This window comes from Pseudomonas putida (genome assembly GCF_028682475.1).
Lineage (GTDB): Bacteria > Pseudomonadota > Gammaproteobacteria > Pseudomonadales > Pseudomonadaceae > Aquipseudomonas > Aquipseudomonas putida_AG.
Genome location: NZ_JANHLE010000024.1, coordinates 18,674 through 36,502 on the forward strand (window position 1 = coordinate 18,674; position 17,829 = coordinate 36,502).

The 17,829-nt window shown below is 60.8% G+C and carries 19 protein-coding genes and 1 tRNA gene; 9 read left to right on the forward strand and 11 right to left on the reverse strand.

Annotation, left to right across the window (positions count from 1 at the left end; all coding sequences use genetic code 11):
- Positions 1-53: 53 nt before the first annotated feature.
- Both NPS47_RS18875 and NPS47_RS18880 read right to left on the reverse strand, forming a co-directional pair.
- Positions 54-800 (reverse strand): slipin family protein, encoded by a 747-nt coding sequence (locus NPS47_RS18875; RefSeq protein WP_274296314.1) that lies wholly within the window; start codon positions 798-800, stop codon positions 54-56.
- 2 nt (positions 801-802) lie between these two features.
- The gene (locus tag NPS47_RS18880) at positions 803-2,188 is read right to left on the reverse strand and encodes an NfeD family protein (protein WP_274296315.1); all 1,386 of its coding nucleotides are present in this window, start codon (positions 2,186-2,188) and stop codon (positions 803-805) included.
- Positions 2,189-2,291: 103 nt separating this feature from the next.
- Between NPS47_RS18880 and NPS47_RS18885 the strand changes: the two genes are divergently transcribed.
- From NPS47_RS18885 to NPS47_RS18895, 3 genes are all read left to right on the forward strand, one after another.
- A complete protein-coding gene (locus NPS47_RS18885) occupies positions 2,292-2,750 on the forward strand; it encodes an aminoacyl-tRNA deacylase (RefSeq protein WP_274296316.1) in 459 nt (152 codons plus the stop codon).
- Positions 2,751-2,810: 60 nt separating this feature from the next.
- Complete coding sequence (locus NPS47_RS18890; protein WP_274296317.1) at positions 2,811-3,050, forward strand: DUF2789 domain-containing protein; 240 nt, start codon at positions 2,811-2,813, stop codon at positions 3,048-3,050.
- Positions 3,051-3,114: 64 nt separating this feature from the next.
- Entirely contained in the window at positions 3,115-3,753 is a 639-nt protein-coding gene (locus NPS47_RS18895) for an NADH:ubiquinone oxidoreductase subunit N (RefSeq protein WP_274296318.1), read from the forward strand.
- Between the two features lie 16 nt (positions 3,754-3,769).
- On the opposite strand, the gene NPS47_RS18900 is transcribed toward NPS47_RS18895, so the two are convergent.
- The 7 genes from NPS47_RS18900 to NPS47_RS18930 form a co-directional block, all read right to left on the reverse strand.
- Entirely contained in the window at positions 3,770-4,210 is a 441-nt protein-coding gene (locus NPS47_RS18900; protein ID WP_274296319.1) for a CBS domain-containing protein, read from the reverse strand.
- Between the two features lie 200 nt (positions 4,211-4,410).
- On the reverse strand, positions 4,411-4,725 hold the full coding sequence (locus tag NPS47_RS18905; protein WP_274296320.1) for a DUF3077 domain-containing protein: 315 nt from the start codon (positions 4,723-4,725) through the stop codon (positions 4,411-4,413).
- A gap of 387 nt (positions 4,726-5,112) precedes the next feature.
- The gene (locus NPS47_RS18910; protein WP_274296321.1) at positions 5,113-5,346 is read right to left on the reverse strand and encodes a DUF7683 domain-containing protein; all 234 of its coding nucleotides are present in this window, start codon (positions 5,344-5,346) and stop codon (positions 5,113-5,115) included.
- Positions 5,347-5,682: 336 nt separating this feature from the next.
- Positions 5,683-6,006: a hypothetical protein gene (locus NPS47_RS18915; RefSeq protein ID WP_274296322.1), complete on the reverse strand. Its 324-nt coding sequence runs from the start codon at positions 6,004-6,006 to the stop codon at positions 5,683-5,685.
- A 57-nt stretch (positions 6,007-6,063) separates the two neighbouring features.
- Positions 6,064-6,594 (reverse strand): DUF5384 family protein, encoded by a 531-nt coding sequence (locus tag NPS47_RS18920; protein ID WP_274296323.1) that lies wholly within the window; start codon positions 6,592-6,594, stop codon positions 6,064-6,066.
- An 11-nt stretch (positions 6,595-6,605) separates the two neighbouring features.
- Positions 6,606-7,115: a hypothetical protein gene (locus tag NPS47_RS18925; protein ID WP_274296324.1), complete on the reverse strand. Its 510-nt coding sequence runs from the start codon at positions 7,113-7,115 to the stop codon at positions 6,606-6,608.
- A gap of 209 nt (positions 7,116-7,324) precedes the next feature.
- A tRNA-Arg gene (locus NPS47_RS18930) sits at positions 7,325-7,401 on the reverse strand.
- Between the two features lie 260 nt (positions 7,402-7,661).
- Here NPS47_RS18930 and gabD point away from each other — a divergent pair.
- The 3 genes from gabD to NPS47_RS18945 all read left to right on the forward strand — a co-directional run bounded on the left by gabD (position 7,662) and on the right by NPS47_RS18945 (position 11,920).
- A complete protein-coding gene (gene gabD / locus NPS47_RS18935) occupies positions 7,662-9,104 on the forward strand; it encodes an NADP-dependent succinate-semialdehyde dehydrogenase (protein ID WP_274296325.1) in 1,443 nt (480 codons plus the stop codon).
- 183 nt (positions 9,105-9,287) lie between these two features.
- Complete coding sequence (gene gabT / locus NPS47_RS18940) at positions 9,288-10,571, forward strand: 4-aminobutyrate--2-oxoglutarate transaminase (protein ID WP_274296326.1); 1,284 nt, start codon at positions 9,288-9,290, stop codon at positions 10,569-10,571.
- Positions 10,572-10,711: 140 nt separating this feature from the next.
- The gene (locus NPS47_RS18945; protein ID WP_274296327.1) at positions 10,712-11,920 is read left to right on the forward strand and encodes a response regulator; all 1,209 of its coding nucleotides are present in this window, start codon (positions 10,712-10,714) and stop codon (positions 11,918-11,920) included.
- 65 nt (positions 11,921-11,985) lie between these two features.
- Here NPS47_RS18945 and NPS47_RS18950 read toward each other — a convergent pair whose 3' ends face one another.
- The gene (locus NPS47_RS18950) at positions 11,986-12,975 is read right to left on the reverse strand and encodes a GGDEF domain-containing protein (protein ID WP_274296328.1); all 990 of its coding nucleotides are present in this window, start codon (positions 12,973-12,975) and stop codon (positions 11,986-11,988) included.
- A 133-nt stretch (positions 12,976-13,108) separates the two neighbouring features.
- On the reverse strand, positions 13,109-14,293 hold the full coding sequence (gene desA / locus NPS47_RS18955) for a delta-9 fatty acid desaturase DesA (protein ID WP_274296329.1): 1,185 nt from the start codon (positions 14,291-14,293) through the stop codon (positions 13,109-13,111).
- 149 nt (positions 14,294-14,442) lie between these two features.
- On the opposite strand from desA, the gene dibA reads away from it, so the two are divergent.
- The 3 genes from dibA to NPS47_RS18970 all read left to right on the forward strand — a co-directional run bounded on the left by dibA (position 14,443) and on the right by NPS47_RS18970 (position 17,777).
- Complete coding sequence (gene dibA / locus NPS47_RS18960; RefSeq protein ID WP_274296330.1) at positions 14,443-16,338, forward strand: phosphodiesterase DibA; 1,896 nt, start codon at positions 14,443-14,445, stop codon at positions 16,336-16,338.
- A 208-nt stretch (positions 16,339-16,546) separates the two neighbouring features.
- Complete coding sequence (oscA, locus tag NPS47_RS18965) at positions 16,547-16,729, forward strand: sulfur starvation response protein OscA (RefSeq protein WP_007941032.1); 183 nt, start codon at positions 16,547-16,549, stop codon at positions 16,727-16,729.
- Between the two features lie 40 nt (positions 16,730-16,769).
- Positions 16,770-17,777, forward strand: a complete 1,008-nt coding sequence (locus NPS47_RS18970) for a sulfate ABC transporter substrate-binding protein (protein WP_274296331.1) — start codon at positions 16,770-16,772, stop codon at positions 17,775-17,777.
- The last annotated feature ends 52 nt before the right edge of the window (positions 17,778-17,829 follow it).

The window sequence follows — 17,829 nt, forward strand, 5'->3', positions numbered from 1 at the left end:
CGATCTGACAGATACACCGCAATCGCGGGACAAGCCCGCTCCCACCGGGTACCTCACTTATCCACAAACCCCTTGAGCATCTCGATCGGCAACGGAAAAATGATTGTCGACGACTTGTCCCCGGCAATCGTGCCCAGGGTCTGCATATACCGCAGTTGCATGGCCCCCGACTGGCGCCCGAGCATTTCCGCGGCCTGCATCAATTTCTCCGAGGCCTGCAATTCCCCTTCGGCATGAATCACCTTGGCCCGCCGTTCGCGCTCGGCTTCAGCCTGGCGGGCAATGGCGCGAATCATCGATTCATTGAGGTCAACATGCTTGATCTCGACGTTGGCCACCTTGATGCCCCAGGCGTCGGTTTGCGCGTCCAGCACCTGGCGGATGTCCAGGTTCAAGCGTTCGCGCTCGGCCAGCAACTCATCCAGCTCATGCTTGCCGAGCACCGCGCGCAAGGTGGTCTGCGCCAGCTGGCTGGTGGCCATGAGAAAGTCCTCGACCTGGATGATCGCCTTCTGCGGGTCGAGCACGCGAAAGTACAGCACCGCATTGACCTTGACCGAGACGTTGTCGCGGGTGATCACGTCCTGCGGCGGCACATCGAGTACCACCGTACGCAGGTCGACCCGGACCATCTGCTGGACCCCGGGAATCAGCAACACCAGCCCCGGCCCCTTGACCCGCCAGAAGCGCCCGAGCTGGAACACCACGCCCCGTTCGTACTCGCGCAGAATGCGAAACGCCGACAGTAACAGCACCGCAGCAAATGCCAGCAGCGCACCAATGCCCAGTTCGAAGAACATTTTCAGTCTCCTTGCGCCACAGCGTCGGCTGCGGCGCTGACGTCCAGAAGTACGCCCTTGCGTGAAACCACCCGGACGTGTTGCCCCACCTGCAGCGGCGTCTGGCTGTACGCCTGCCACTGCTCACCTTGCACCTGCACCGAGCCGATGTATGGATCGCTGTCATTCACCGCCATGACCGTGGCCAGGCTGCCGACCAGCCCGGCATCGCCACTGACCAGCGCGCGCTTGCGCGCTTTGATGGCCATGCCCAGCACACCGCCGAGCAATAGCGCCGAGAACAGTGCGAGAAACAAAATCAGCGGCAGCGGAATGCCGAAGCCGGGCACATCGGTGTCCATCAGGATCACCGCGCCCACCACAAAAGCGACGATGCCGCCAAAGCCGACCACACCGAAGCTGGGCATGAACGCCTCGGCAATCATGAAGGCCAGGCCGAGCAGAATCAGCGCCGCCCCGGCGTAGCTCACCGGCAACAGCTGCAAGGCATACAGCGCCAGCAACAGGCAGATACCGCCGATCACCCCGCCGACCCCGGAGCCGGGGCTCATGAACTCGAACATCAGGCCGTAGACGCCAATCATGATCAGGATCAGCGCGACACTGGGATTGGTGATCACCGCCAGCAGGCGTGTGCGCCAGTCTGGTAGGCGCTCGATCACCGGCGCGGCGGCGGTCTGCAACTGCACGGTTTTCCCCGCGGCTTCCAGGGACTTGCCGTCGAGCTGGCGCAACAAGTCGGGCAGATCGTTGGCGATCTGGTCGATCACCTTCAGGCGCAGGGCTTCGCTGGCAGGCAGGCTGACGGCTTCACGCACGGCCTGCTCGGCCCAGTCGGCGTTACGCCCGCGCATCTGCGCCAGGCTGCGGATGTAGGCGGCGGCGTCGTTGACCTGCTTGCGGGTCAAGGTGTCCTGCTCGCTCGGCGCCGCTTGCTTGTCGCCGGTGGGCGCTGCCGGTGGCGCGCCAGGGTCTTTCGGGGTGCCGGGGAGGCCGCCGATCTGCACCGGCGTCGCAGCGCCCAGGTTGGTGCCTGGGGCCATGGCGGCGACGTGGCTGGCGTAAAGGATATAGGTGCCGGCGCTGGCTGCGCGGGCACCACCGGGGGCGACGAAACTGGCCACCGGCACGGGGCTGGCGAGGATCGCCTTGATGATCTCGCGCATCGAACTGTCCAGCCCGCCTGGGGTGTCGAGGCGGATCACCACCAGTTGCGCCTGGTCGGTTTCGGCCTGGTGCAGACCACGAATCAGATAATCGGCACTGGCCGGCCCGATGGCGTCGTTAATACTCAGTACCAGCACCGATTGGCCGGGCGCCGCCTGGCCAGCAGGCAGCGTGCCGAGCAAGAGCAGCAAGAGCAGATGCCGACACCAGCGAGCGATCACCTGAATTCACCCGGTTTGTGCGTGTCCAATAAGTTTAGTCGGCTGCCCGAGGCAGCACGGCCTAAACTTCAGAAGTGGGGGGAGCTATCTGCGGAGGTGCATCATGCGTATGGCAAAAACCCTGCAGCAGTGCCTGGACAAGGCCGGCTGCGATTACGACGTTGTTTCTCACCCACACTCAGCCACCAGCCTTGAGTCGGCCCGTATGGCCGGGGTGCCGGCCGAGCGGGTGGCCAAGTCGGTCATGCTCGACGACCGTCATGGCAACTACCTGATGGCGGTACTGCCGGCCAACCGTCACCTGGACATGAGCAAGGTACAGGCCACCGGTCAGTGGCACATGACCTCTGAAAGCAACCTGCCCCACCTGTTCGGCGACTGTGAGCGGGGCGCCATCCCGGCGCTGGGTGATGCGTATTCGATCAAGATGCTGGTGGACCCGACGCTGACCCGCCAGGGTGATATCTATGTCGAGGCCGGCGATCACGACCACCTGATCCACATGAACATGACGCAGTACCTGAAACTGGTGCCGAACGCCGAAGTGCGCGAGGTGTGCTGATGATCAACCCACTGCCAGGCTGGCGTCGTGGACGACCGGTCTGGCCCCAAGGAGTGCCCCATGGAAGCATCGACGCATAAGTTTTCCGAACTGTTCAAACAGCTTGGCCTGCCCGACGATCCGGTCGGCATCGATCAATTCATCACTAGCCATTCACCGCTCAAAAGCGACATAAAACTGGTCGACGCGCCGTTCTGGACGCAGAGCCAGCGGGCGTTTTTGAAAGAGAGTATCGAGGAAGATGCCGACTGGGCGGTGATGTTCGATCAGCTCAATGAGGCCCTGCGAAATAAACGCTGAGTGGCACCGATACCGGCGATTGGCGTTGCTATGCTCAGGAAAAAACAACAGGGGGGATAGCGCAATGAAAGATCCCTATGCCGTCGGTTTCTGGTGTGCCGTAACCGCCTTGGGCCTGCTGACCGCCGGTTATTTCTATGGTGTCAAAGAAGCGTATCAACTGAACCAGGCGCTGGTGTTTCTCTACGCCGCCGCTGGCGTGATTGGGGCGCTGGCGCTGACGGCACTGGCCTGGATAGCCTGGCAGCAGTTGCGGGTCAGCAAGCGCCAGCTGGCCCAGGGGCGCACGCTGGTTGCGATCTGGAACACCAAGGTTGCCTTGCGCCGGGTCGAGACGGTGTTCGACCGCTACTTCTGGGGCAGCTACTGGCAGCCGGGGCGGACCTTTCAGGAAGTTATGGGCGAGCTTGAAGGCACGCCGCTGGAGCAGAGCCTTGAAGCCCTGAAGCGCCAGTGCCGGGAACTCGACAAGGAAACCCACGACCTGCGCCGCCACTGGCTGGACAACGCCCGTGAACTCTCCACCGTGGCCACCGCCATGGCCCGCGAGCGTTATCAGCTGGACCTGTGTGATTCACAGCAAAGCAGCGGGCGCGGGGGCGCGGTACTCAACCGCGACCTGGAAGTGCTGGTGTACACCTGGTCGGCGCGCCTGCGCAGCTTCGACCACCAGCTCGATGAGCTGGAGACCGAATACCGCTGAGGGGTGCCGCGGCGAGTCAATCGCCGCGAATGTACTGTTCCAGTTGCTGGATCATGTTGGCCTGCTCGGCGATGGCCTCCTTGACCAGGTCACCGATCGACAGCAAGCCCAGCAGCTCGCCGTTCTCCACCACCGGCAGGTGCCGCAGGTGGCTGTTGGTCATCATGCTCATGCAGTAATCGATGTTTTGGTGCGGGTCCACCGTGATCACCGGCGCGCTCATGATTGCGCTGACCGGCGTACCTACTGACGAGCGGCCCTTGAGCACCATCTTGCGCGCGTAGTCGCGCTCACTGACGATCCCCACCACCTGGCCGCCCTCGACCACCGGCAAGGCGCCGACGTTCTTCTCGGCCATCAGCCGCAGTGCATCGAGCACCATCTGCTCGGGGCCAATAGTATGCACCTGGTGATGCTTCTCGGCTTTGGTTTTCAGGAGCTGTGCCACGGTTTTCATAGAGGCCTCTGCGATGCTGGGAGTTGATGACGGCAGATACCTACAGAATCGTGTACAGATGGCCACAGAGCAAGGGAGAAAGCGGCATCGACCCGATTGAAAAACGTCATGGTACCTGTAACCCCGGTAGGAGCGGGCTTGCCCCGCGATTGCGGGCTGTCAGCCACATCGCATCGCGGGGCAAGCCCGCTCCCACCGTGTTATCTGTTTAGCGGGTCCATGGGTCGATCTTCTATGCCATCAAGCAGCGCATCGACCAGGCCCTTGGCCATTTCTACCGAATGCAGGGTCGACCAGAGAAAGTTCTTGCTGGCCGGATCGATGTTGTCGAAGGCTTTGTAGCCGGTGTCGTAGGCACAGCTCAGATATAAAGAGGCGTGCACCAGCGCGTCGTGGGCGGCGATGCCGGAGCAGACGGCGAACAGCGGAGAGTGGCCGGCTTCGCAATTGCCGAAGACGGTGTGGGCGGTGGTGATAGAGGGATCTAGTGGTGGATCGGGAACGATTTTTTTCATGTCGAAATCTCAGCTGTGGGGCTGACACCGTCATCCGTTACCACACGAATGGGTGGCAGCTGTGCGCGGGGTGGTAAACCGGTTGAGATTTCAATTCCCGGCAGGCCCGAAAGCCTCCCACGCACAGCCGCCATAGACTGTATTGAAATCTCAACTCCGGGTTACCACACCCGATCACCGAGTTTTCGGTGACAGGCAGGAGCCTAGAGGTACGAGTTCCCAGGGACAATCAGACGTCTATCGACAGACCGAGTAGGTTATTTCCTAGGACGCCGATTCAGCCAGCAATTTATCCTATTTCGAAACATCCCCTAACACCTGCCTTCGCGCAAATCGGCTCCTACCACAGCTGAGGGAGCGCATTCATGCGCCCCCTCGCTCAGACAATTAATCGATGTTGCAGGTGAGCTGCAGGATATGGTCGTGTTCGTGAATGGTTCTGTTAGCGAGCACTTCAATCGCCGCCACCTGTTCGCTGGTCAGGTTGTATCCTTCATCCCCTCGCTGGGGCGCTATCCACCCCATGATTGCCGCTAGCTGAGCATCGCATCCGTCAGGCAGAGCGATTTCATAAGCCAGTTGTTCGGTCTCTTTATCGAATGCTTCAATGATGTATTTCAAGGTTCCACCTCGCGTGCATTGTCCGCATCTTTCGTTTGCTCACCAGTGTTTGGGTTGAAACTACGGGAGATGAAGTTCGTAATTTTGAGTTTCCGTGCTCAGATTTCGAAGATGCGTCAGTGCAGGCACCGGAGTGTAGGGCCAGATGCACGAGCGTCGGGTCAAGGGTTGAATGTTCACAATTAGCTGTAGGAGCGGATTTATCCGCGATGGACTGCGTAGCAGTCCCAGCATTTGGGGCCGCGCTGCGACCCATCGCGGATAAATCCGCTCCTACATGAACCATAAAAAAAGGCCCAGGTTTTCACCTGAGCCTTCTGGCAACGCAACCAACACTTAAAGCCCGTTAGGCAAGAACCGGGTAGCACCGCTGACATCGTCGATCTTCTTGATACGGAAGGCCTTGATGCAGGTTTCGTTACGGGTGTTGGTGTCTGGGCAGTACTGTTTGACGAAAGCGCCAAAGTCCATGTCCTGACCGTTAACGCTGAGCACGCGCTTGAAGTAATCGCCCTGGATGCCCTGGGCCTGACGCGAGGTGGTCATTTCCTGATCAACCACCAGACGGCCGTGCAGGTCGACGGTGGGGAACTTGGCTTCTTCCTTGAAGCAACCGCTCAGCAGCAGGCCAGCCGCTACCAGCATAAACAGACGCAGCATGATGTTGTCTCCGCAAGGGTCGACCCCGGCCTAACGGCCGGGGTAGCCCTGTGATGGTTACTTGCCGAACAGGCTGTTGGAGCGATTGACCTCGGCCTTGCCCGCATCTTCGAGCAAGGACTTGGTACCGGAGGTCACGTTACGCGCGGAGTCGGCGTTGGACTGGATCACGTCGGTGCGCGCGGCGCTGTCGCGCAGCTCGGCATCGATGTAGTCGTTAGCCCGTGCAACCTGCGCTTTTTTCGCTTGCAGCTGCAGGCGACGCTCTTCCAGCTCCAGTGCGCGCAGTTCGTCTTCGAAACCTTCTTCACGGGTGCGAACGCGTTTCTGCTCGGCGGCTTGCGCCTGCTGCCGTTCGGCGGCGGCTTGCGCAGCGGCACGCTGCGAGGCAGCGCGTTGCTGGCGAGCAGCGGCTTCGCGAGATTCAGCACGTTGCTGGGCCGCAGCGGCCTGACGCAGGCGCTCGGTTTCCAGGGCGGCTTCTTGCTGTTTGGTCTGCTGTTCGATCTGGTAAAGCTGATCGAACTGGCCGGCCGTGGCGGTCATGGCAGACAGTGCGAGGGCGGTGCCCAGAACAATATGCTTCATGGCCGGTTGCCTCAGCTCTTTTTAGGTTCTGGGCAGGTAGCATTCGGCTGAATGCGGGTTTCGTTGGACATGGTCATGACCATCAGCGAGATGCCACCCACCTGGAAGTCGCAAGGACGACCCACCTGGGCGGAGGTGTAGATCTTGCCGCTCTCGGAGTAGCCGATCAGCACGCCTGGCACCAGGGTGGTGTCGTTGACCATCGAGCCTGCGAGGGCGCCTGCGCCACCACCGGCCACACCACCGACGATAGCGGTGTCTTTGTTCTTGCCGGCACCCAATGCTGCGCCACCCAGAGCGCCCAGCACACCGCCAACCATCATTGCGGCTTTCTGGTTCTTTTCGTTGCTGACTTTGATCTTGGTCGGCGAGATCGTGAGGATCTTGACGGTCTTGGCTTCTTGCTGGGTGTTCACCTGGCTGGCATCAAACACATCGGATTGATACTGCTCGCCGGTCGCCTGGCAACCTACGAGCGAAGCGATAACGGTCAAAGCCAGACAGTGTTTCAGCATTTTCATTCCTAAATTCCCTGGAGGGTGTGGGTAACCTTGCGCCGCAGTCCATGTTGGTGGGCATATTGCCATCATTGTAAGCGGATTGCTTAAGCGAGGTAAAGCCAACAGGACTTACAGGGGATTTGGATAGAGCGAAGAGTAATAAAGGAAAGGATCTTGAACAGCTGGAGTGGCGCAAGCGCCGGGTCTTTGCAAGCAAAGGGAGAGGAAGATGGCGCACTCGGCGGGATTCGAACCCACGACCCCTGCCTTCGGAGGGCAGTACTCTATCCAGCTGAGCTACGAGTGCAACGCGGGCGCCATGATACCCATCTAGACTGTCGGCGTCCATCGCCAGAATGGCTGTGTTCGATTTTGCACACACAGGGAGCTATAAGTGACGTTGATCTGAAAATCACCACCGCACAGCGCTTTTTGTTCTTTTTTTCGAACACCCTATTGTCCTTTTTCGCCGTTGCTCCTAGGATTCGTTTGAGATTTCAAACGCTCTCCTTTTTCTACAATCAATAATTCGCGCCGTGTCTGTACGGTGCCGTTAAGGAAGCCGACATGCAGCTTAAAGACGCCCAGTTGTTCCGCCAGCAAGCCTTCATCGATGGCGTGTGGTTGGACGCGGACAACGGTCAGACCATCAAGGTCAACAACCCGGCCACCGGCGAGATCATCGGCACTGTGCCGAAGATGGGCGCGGCCGAAGCCCGTCGCGCTATCGAGGCCGCCGACAAGGCGCTGCCGGCCTGGCGTGCACTGACCGCCAAAGAGCGTGCTGGCAAGCTGCGTCGTTGGTTCGAATTGATGATCGAGCACCAGGACGACCTGGCCCGCCTGATGACCACCGAGCAAGGCAAGCCACTGGCTGAAGCCAAGGGCGAAATCGCCTACGCCGCTTCCTTTATCGAGTGGTTCGCGGAAGAAGCCAAGCGCGTTTACGGCGACACCATTCCTGGCCACCAGCCAGACAAGCGCCTGATCGTGATCAAGCAGCCAATCGGCGTAACCGCGGCAATCACCCCGTGGAACTTCCCGGCGGCGATGATCACCCGTAAAGCCGGCCCGGCCCTGGCCGCTGGCTGCACCATGGTGCTCAAGCCTGCTTCGCAAACCCCGTACTCGGCCCTGGCCCTGGTTGAGCTGGCCACCCGCGCCGGTATTCCGGCTGGCGTGCTGAGCGTGGTGACCGGCAGCGCTGGCGACATCGGCAGCGAGCTGACCGGCAACCCGATCGTGCGCAAGCTGTCGTTCACCGGCTCGACCGAAATCGGTCGCCAGCTGATGGCCGAATGCGCCAAGGACATCAAGAAAGTTTCCCTGGAGCTGGGCGGTAACGCACCGTTCATCGTGTTCGACGACGCTGACCTGGATAAGGCCGTCGAAGGCGCGATCATCTCCAAGTACCGCAACAACGGTCAGACCTGCGTCTGCGCCAACCGTATCTACGTGCAGGACGGCGTCTACGATGCCTTCGCCGAGAAGCTCAAGGCCGCTGTGGCCAAGCTGAAAATCGGTAACGGCCTGGAAGACGGCACCACCACCGGTCCGCTGATCGATGGCAAAGCGGTAGCCAAGGTTCAGGAGCACATTGCCGACGCCGTTGGCAAAGGCGCTCAGGTACTGACCGGCGGCAAGCTGATCGAAGGCAACTTCTTCGAGCCGACCGTGCTGGTCAACGTGCCGAACAACGCTGCAGTAGCCAAGGAAGAAACTTTCGGCCCGCTGGCGCCACTGTTCCGTTTCAAGGACGAGGCTGAAGTCATTGCCATGTCCAACGATACCGAGTTTGGTCTGGCCTCGTACTTCTATGCCCGTGACATGAGCCGTGTGTTCCGTGTCGCCGAAGCGCTGGAGTACGGCATGGTCGGTATCAACACCGGTCTGATCTCCAACGAAGTCTCGCCGTTCGGCGGTATCAAGGCCTCGGGCCTGGGCCGCGAAGGTTCCAAGTACGGCATCGAGGACTACCTGGAAATCAAATACCTGTGCATCAGCATCTGATCGCAGCGTAAGGCTTTACCTCTGCCAGCGGGGCGCGAGAGCGACGTCTCGCTGGCCTTTTTACACCGTACACCCGGTGGCCTGGGCCCCTGCAGCAGTCGATCAACGCATGCTGCGCGCAGTTGAATACCGGCCACTCTGACTTGAATCGCGCCACCTTGTGTGTGGCGAATTGAGGACATTATGAGCAACAAGACCAACGAATCTTTGATGCAACGTCGTATCGCCGCTGTTCCGCGCGGTGTTGGCCAGATCCACCCGATCTTCGCCGAGTCGGCAAAAAACGCCACCGTGACTGACGTTGAAGGCCGCGAGTTCATCGACTTCGCCGGCGGTATCGCGGTACTGAACACCGGTCACGTGCATCCGAAGATCATCGCTGCCGTCGAAGCCCAACTGCACAAACTGACCCACACCTGCTTCCAGGTACTGGCCTACGAGCCTTACGTCGAGCTGTGCGAAAAGATCAACGCCAAGGTCCCAGGCGACTTCGCCAAGAAAACCCTGCTGGTCACCACCGGTTCCGAAGCCGTTGAGAACGCCATCAAGATCGCCCGCGCCGCCACTGGCCGTGCCGGCGTGATCGCCTTCACCGGCGCCTACCACGGTCGTACCATGATGACCCTGGGCCTGACCGGTAAAGTCGTGCCTTACTCGGCCGGCATGGGCCTGATGCCAGGCGGCATCTTCCGTGCCCTGTACCCGAACGACCTGCACGGTGTCAGCGTTGACGATTCGATCGCGTCGATCGAGCGCATCTTCAAGAACGACGCCGAGCCACGCGACATCGCCGCGATCATCCTTGAGCCAGTTCAGGGCGAAGGCGGTTTCTACGTTGCGCCTAAAGAGTTCATGAAGCGTCTGCGCGCCCTGTGCGACCAGCACGGCATCCTGCTGATCGCTGACGAAGTGCAGACCGGCGCTGGCCGTACCGGCACCTTCTTCGCCATGGAGCAGATGGGCGTTGCCCCGGATCTGACCACCTTCGCCAAATCCATCGCCGGTGGCTTCCCACTGGCCGGTGTCTGCGGCAAGGCCGAGTACATGGACGCTATCGCTCCAGGCGGCCTGGGCGGCACCTACGCCGGTAGCCCGATCGCTTGCGCCGCGGCCCTGGCCGTGATGGAAGTGTTCGAAGAAGAGAAACTGCTGGAGCGCAGCCAGGCTGTTGGCGAGCGTCTGGTCGCTGGCCTGCGCAAGATCCAGGACAAGCACCCGATCATCGGTGACGTGCGTGCCCTGGGCTCGATGATCGCTGTTGAAGTGTTCGACAAGGCCGGTTCCCACACCCCTAACGCTACTGCCGTGGCTTCGGTTGTGGCCAAGGCGCGTGACAAGGGTCTGATCCTGCTGTCGTGCGGCACTTACGGCAACGTCCTGCGTATCCTGGTTCCGCTGACCTCGCCTGATGAGCAACTGGACAAAGGTCTGGCAATCATCGAAGAGTGCTTCGCAGAACTCGCGTAAACTGTGACGCAGTAGAAGAAAAACCCGCTTCGGCGGGTTTTTTTTCGACTACAGGAATGCAACACGGCTAAGGTTGCCAACAAGGAGAAATCCTGGAAGGTGCGCAGGATGGCGCGTCGTGAATTATCGGAGAGCCGCGTATGCGCATTACCAACCCGCCCACAGCACCTTGTGTGTTGATTGCCGAAGGCGACCCCTGGGTGCGGGAGATGCTCAGCCAGATGTTGCTCAGCGTGCGTTGCGATGCACGGGTGCAGGTCTGCGCCGATGGCTCCCAGGCACTGGCGGCGTTGTCGTGCCAGCCTGACCTGATCATTGCCGCGCGCGAACTGCCCGGTGGTGACGGCCTGGATTTGCTGCGTAATGTGCGCGCCAAGGGGCGCCAGCCAGCGCTGCCGTTTATCCTCATGAGCAACCGCAGTGACAGCGCCAGCGTGCGCGAAGCCTTGCCGTTCGCGCCCACCGCTTACCTGAGCAAACCGTTGAACATGGATTCCCTGCGTCATCGCCTGGAGGAGCTGCTGCTCAAGGTCGGTGAACACATCGCTTGTCCGGTGCCGGCGCTGCAACCGGGCATGACCCTGACGCGTTTTCTCGAAGGACGCCGGGCCACGGCCGATGGAGGTCCGTTGCTGGCCGATGTGCAGCAGGCCATCAAACGTAGCCTGAACCCGCAGGGGCTCAACCTCAAAACCCTGGAAGAAGAGATCCGCAACGACCCGCAGGTGACTGCCGTGCTGATCGCTGCTGCCAACAGCGCGGCATTGCACCGCGACGGCGCTGTGCAGACGTTGCTGCAGGCGCTGAACAAACTGGGTACCACGCAGAGCATGAACCTGATCCTGGGGCTGACGCTCAAGCGCAGCGCCAAGCTCAGTGACCCGTTGTTGTCGCAGCGGGCCCAGCACTTCTGGGAGCTGTCGCTGCACGCGGCCGAGTACGCCCGGGTGCTGGCGCGGATGCTCGAGCTGGACCCGGAGCGGTGTTACTGCGCCGGTCTGCTGCATTGCCTGGGTGACCTGGCGTTGCTGCGTTGCTTGCAGGAGTGGCGCTTATCCGGGGGCGAGCTGGATGAGGACGACGTTGAGTTGTCGCTCAATGAATATGGCGCGGCCTTCGGTTCGGCGTTGCGCACTCGTTGGCGTTTGCCGCTGGAGCTGCGCGAACTGATTGCGGCGATCTACCAGCTGGGCGGCGGGGTGTATTCGCGTGAAGCACTGGTGATGAACCTGGCCGGGCAGCTGGCGCGGTTGCCGGCGGATCAGGGGCTGGAGGCGTTGGCCGAGAGCAAGACGGCACGGTTGCTCAAGGTGGGGATGGCGGAGCTGGGTAGACTGCGCAAGGTTTGAGCAGGCATCGCGGGGCAAGCCCGCTCCCACCGGTGGGAGCGGGCTTGCCCCGCGATGAGGCCTGTTCAGCCAATCACAATCTGGTTCTTGCCCTGACGCTTGGCCTGGTACATCGCCGCATCCGCGCGGGCAAACAGGCTGTCCAGCGACTTATCCACTTCACTGATGCCCGTCAGCCCCTGACTCACCGTCACGCCGAACCCCTGTTGATCATGACTGAATTGCAAGCGCTGGATTTCCCGCTGCAAGCGCTCGGCGATCTGCTCGGCGACCTGTGGCGTGCAACCCGGGAACACCGCGGCAAACTCCTCACCACCGATGCGCCCGAACAGATCGCCACGGCGTAATACGGCTTTGCCGGTGTCGGCGATGCGCTGCAGCACATAGTCGCCTTCCTGATGGCCGTAGGTGTCGTTGATCTGCTTGAAATCATCGATATCGAGCAGTAGGAAGGTCAACGGCGTGTGCTCCCGCCGTGCCGTTTCGAACGCTTGCTGAGCGCAGTCGAAGAAGTGTCGGCGGTTGCTGCTTTGGGTCAGGACATCGGTGGTAGCCAGCAGCTGCAGTTCGTCTTCGACGCGTTTCTTTTCGGTGATGTCTTCCGCCATGCCGACCACGATCAGCCGCTGCTCGTGGTCGGTCTGCTGGCTGATGAAGCATTTGTCGCTGAGCCAGCGGACGTTACCGTCGGCATCGATGATGCGGTATTCGCGGTCTTCCACAGCGCCTTTGACCAGCACGTCGGCCAGGCTGCGCTCGGCATAGTCGAGGTCGTCAGGGTAGATGCTGTCGCGCCATTCATTGAAGTCGGCCAGCAGCCGATCGGCCGGGCGGCCGAAGATGCGTTCGTAGGCGGGGCTGACATACAGCACCTGACGGGATTCCCAATCGAACGCCCAGAGCACGGCATTGACGCTGTCGAGCAACGAGCTGAACAGCTGTTCGCGTTCGCTCAGGCGCGCCACTTCGCCTTGCGCGTGCATCAGCGCCAGGAGGGTCTGGGCCAGTTCAGGGGGCTGATTGTGGGGGTGGGATGTCGGTTTCTTGTTGACCATTTATGCGGAACTTCTCACACAGAGGCGGGCGGCCACGACCCGGCCCGCCACGCGGGCGTTATGCCTGTCAGAGTGAGAATAGGCGGTGAAGTTCCGGACAGCGCGCCCGCAACGGGCGCGCCGATCAACGGCGTCAGCTCGCTGCAGGGCGCAGGGAGTAGGTTTTCAGCTGGGCTGCGAAGTCGCGCAGCGATTGAATGCCGCTGGCCTCGGCCTCGTGTACCCAGTCTTTCATCGCCGCCAGCATGTCGTGGCCGTTGGCACTGGTGCGTAGCCAGATCTGTTGCAGGGCCAGGCGTTTTTCGTAGATGGTCTTGAGCGCCTGGCTGTGTTCGAGCATGGTCTGGATGCGCAGGTGGTGACGGTCTTCCAGCAGGCTGGTTTCCCGCGACAGCAAGCGCTTGGCGCGGCGGAACTGATGGCGCACCGAGTCATCCACGCGTGCCAGTTCCTGTTTGACCAGCGGCGCGATCACCAGCTTGCGATACTGGGCCATGATCTGGAAGCGGTTGTTGAGGATCGCCATGGCGGTGTCCATGTCCAGCTGGCCTTTGCCTTCGACTCGATGGGCGATCGGCGCGACGCGCTGCACCTTGGCCAGGCGCAGGAAGCAGAACAATTTGATCCACGCCCAGCCCATGTCGAACTCCCAGCGCTTGACCGACAGCTTGGCCGAGTTGGGGTAGGTGTGGTGGTTGTTGTGCAGCTCTTCGCCGCCGACGATGATGCCCCAGGGCACCAGGTTGGTGGCGGCGTCGCGGCATTCGAAGTTGCGATAACCGACGGCATGGCCCAGGCCATTGATGACCCCGGCGGCCCAGAACGGAATCCACATCATCTGCACTGCCCAGATGGTGATGCCGATGGTGCCGAACAGCAGCAGGTCGATGACCGCCATCAGGGCGATGCCACCCAGTTTGTAGCGCGAGTAGAGGTTGCGCTCGATCCAGTCTTCCGGGCAGTTCTTGCCGTAGATCCGCAGGGTTTCCGGGTTCTGTGCCTCTTCGCGGTACAGCTCGGCACCTTTGCGCAGGACCGTGGACAAGCCCAGGATCACCGGGCTGTGCGGGTCGTCGACGGTCTCGCATTTGGCGTGGTGCTTGCGGTGGATGGCCGTCCACTCGCGGGTGTTCTGCGCCGTGGTCAACCACAGCCAGAAGCGGAAAAAGTGCTTGAGCCCGGCGTTCAGTTCCAGCGAGCGGTGGGCGGAGTAGCGGTGCAGGTAGACCGTGACACTGACGATGGTCACATGGGTCATGACCAGGGTAACTGCCAGCAGTTGCCAGGCCGACAAGTTGAGCAAACCTTGGTACCACATAGGCGAAAGGGCCCTCTAGAACATAAGGAACAGCGGGAAGCATTATCCCTGCACCGGCAAATAAAACCAGTCGGCCTTTTAGATAGGAGGTCACGGGATGTTTCTACCCTATAATCCCCCAATATTTTTTGTGGGCTTGTCAGGACCTTATGTCTGCTTCCATTCGAGACGCCATGCGCATGGCTGCGCTCTATCTGGTGTTGTCTGTGCTCTGGTTGGCACTGTCTGATCAATTATTGAGCAACCTTTTCGATAATCCTCAGCAACTGGCCCGCTGGCAATTGTTCAGCGCTTATATCTGGGTGCTCTGCAGCGCCTTGTTGATCTTCACGTCCCGTGCCCGGCTGTTGAATTTCATCGGTGTCGGCGCACGCCTGCGCCGTGAAGACCGCGAACGTCTGCGCATGGCCGCGGCGGTGTTCGACAGTACCCTTGAAGGCGTGCTGGTTACCGACAGTAGTGGGGTGATCGTGCATGTGAACCGGGCGTTCATGCAGATCACCGGTTACGAAAAGGAAGAAGTCATCGGTCAGCGGCCGAGCAAGTTCAAATCCGGGCGGCATGGGCCGGCGTTCTATCAGGAGATCTACGCGACCCTGGCTGAAAAGGGTGAGTGGAGCGGCGAGATCTGGAACCGGCGCAAGAGTGGCGAGGTGTACCCGCAGTGGCAGACCATATGCTCGATCCGCGATGACAGCGGCGAGCTCAGCCATTATGTGGCGGTGTTCAGTGATATCAGTGCGATCAAGCACAGTGAGCGCGAGCTGGCCTACCTGGCCCACCATGATCCACTCACCGACCTGCCCAACCGTCTGTTGTTCAATGATCGCGCCGAGCAGGCGCTGGCCGCGGCTCAGACCAACAAGCGCGGTTGTGCGCTGCTGTTACTCGACCTGGACCATTTCCAGAGCATCAACGACGGCCTTGGGCACAATGTCGGTGATCAGTTGCTCAAGGGGGTGGGCGAGCGCCTCAAGGCATTGCTCGGCAGCGGCGTGACCCTGGCGCGCCTGGGGGGCGACGAGTTCGCCGTGCTCACCGAGCAGTGTCCGCAGGTCGGCCAGGCCGCGGCACTGGCGCAAAATATCATTGATGCATTGAAGCAACCCTTCGAACTCGACAATCAATGCCTGTTCATCAGCGCCAGCATTGGTATCAGTCTGTTCCCCAGTGATGCCCTGAGCGCCGAGCAGCTGTTGCGCAATGCCGACTCGGCGCTGTTCAAGGCCAAGGCCTGCGGCCGTGCCGGTTACGCGCTGTACACCGAAGAGCTGACGGCCCATGCCCAGCAGCGGGTGGAAACCGCTGGAGAGCTGCGCCGGGCGCTGGAGCAGGAAGAGTTGCAGGTCTATTACCAGCCGGTGCATGAGCTCAACAGCGGCGCGATGATTGGTGTCGAGGCGCTGGTGCGCTGGCAGCACCCACAGCGTGGGTTGGTGGCGCCCGGCGAGTTCATTCCGATTGCCGAACGCACCGGGCTGATCGCCGAAATCGATACCTGGGTCTTGCATCATGCCTGTGCGCAGATGGTGCAGTGGCAGGCCAGCGGGCGGCCGCTGCAGTTTGTGGCGGTGAACATCTCCAGTCGCCTGTTTGCTCATCGCGACCTTTATCAACAGGTGGCCAAGGTACTGCATGAAACCGGTCTGGCGCCGGCGATGCTGGAGCTGGAAGTGACCGAAAGTGCAGTGATGGATGACCCGGAAGTCGCGTTGGAGCAGCTGCATCGCTTGCGCGAGCTGGGGCTGCGGCTGGCCATCGATGACTTTGGTACGGGTTACTCTTCGCTGCTGCGGCTCAAGCGTTTGCCGGTGCAAAAGCTCAAGATCGACCAGGGTTTTGTCGCTGGCTTGCCGTGGGATGAAGACGATGCGGCGATTGTCCGGGTGATCATCGCGCTGGGCAAAAGCATGGGTATGCAGGTGCTTGCCGAAGGCATCGAGCAGGCCGAGCAAGCGCAGTTTTTGCTCGAACATGAGTGCCAGCTGGGGCAGGGGTACTGGTTTGGGCGGCCGGTTCCGGCGCAGCAATTGCGCTGGGTCTGAGGGCCTCATCGCCGGCAAGGCCGGCTCCCACAATATCCCCCCTGTGGGAGTCGGCCTTGTCGGCGATGCCGTGTGATTCTGGTTATATAAAAATTCTTAAATAGTATTTTTAAGAATATTCAACGCGCCCTAAGATTGCCCTCAAGCCAGGCGCAGTCGCTCCCCTTCATGCAACTGCACGGCGTCCCTTATTCACAGGAGCACGAGCATGAGCGCATCTCTGCGTAGCGTTGACGGTCAGGACGAAGCCACCATTCTGCGCGAAATCCAGAGCGCTCTGCGCGATCTGCGCTTTGGGGCGGTGGAAATCACCGTACACAACGCCCAGGTCGTACAGATCGAACGCAAGGAAAAGTTCCGCCTGCAGAATCCCGGCAACAAGCCCAGCTGATCACCCTAATTAGAAAAAATAGCCAATCGGGAGCTTCACCATGTCCATCCGCCGTTATGCCCTGGCTGCCCTCGCCAGCGCCGTGTTTGCCGGTTCCGCCATCGCCAAGGACTACGAGTTGCTCAACGTGTCCTACGATCCGACCCGCGAGCTGTACCAGCAGTACAACGCCGAGTTCATCAAGCACTGGCAGCAGGCTCACCCGGACGACAAAGTGAAGATCCAACAGTCCCACGGTGGTTCGGGCAAGCAGGCCCGGGCGGTGATCGACGGTCTGCGCGCCGATGTGGTGACCCTGGCCCTGGCCGGTGACATCGACGAAGTGGCCAAGCTCGGCAAGACCCTGCCGGACACCTGGCAGACCCGTTTACCGGAGGCCAGCACGCCGTACACCTCGACCATCGTGTTCCTGGTGCGCAAGGGCAACCCCAAAGGCATCAAGGACTGGGGCGACCTGATCAAGAAAGACGTCTCGGTGATCACCCCGAACCCGAAAACTTCCGGTGGTGCGCGCTGGAACTTCCTCGCCGCCTGGGCCTACGGCCTGAAAGCCGGTGGCAGCGAAGCCAAGGCCCAGGAATACGTGAAGGAGCTGTTCAAGCACGTACCGGTGCTCGATACCGGCGCCCGTGGCTCGACCATTACCTTCGTCAACAACGGTCAGGGTGACGTGTTGCTGGCCTGGGAAAACGAAGCGTTCCTGGCCCTCAAGGAAGACGGTGGCAACGACAAGTTCGAAATCGTCGTGCCGTCACTGTCGATCCTCGCCGAGCCGCCGGTGGCGGTGGTCGACAAGAATGCCGAGAAAAAGGGCAACGAAGCGATTGCCAAGGCGTACCTGGAACACCTGTACAGCCCGGCCGGGCAGAAAATCGCCGCCGAGAACTTCTACCGTCCGCGTGACGAAAAAGTTGCCGCCGAATACGCCAAGCAGTTCCCGAAACTGGATCTGGTGACTATCGACAAAGACTTCGGTGGCTGGAAAACTGCCCAACCCAAGTTCTTCAACGATGGTGGTGTGTTCGACCAGATCTACACGGCTCAGTAAGTCATGGCCGTCAGGATAATCGCCATTCAGTAGCCAGCATGGGCCCGGGATT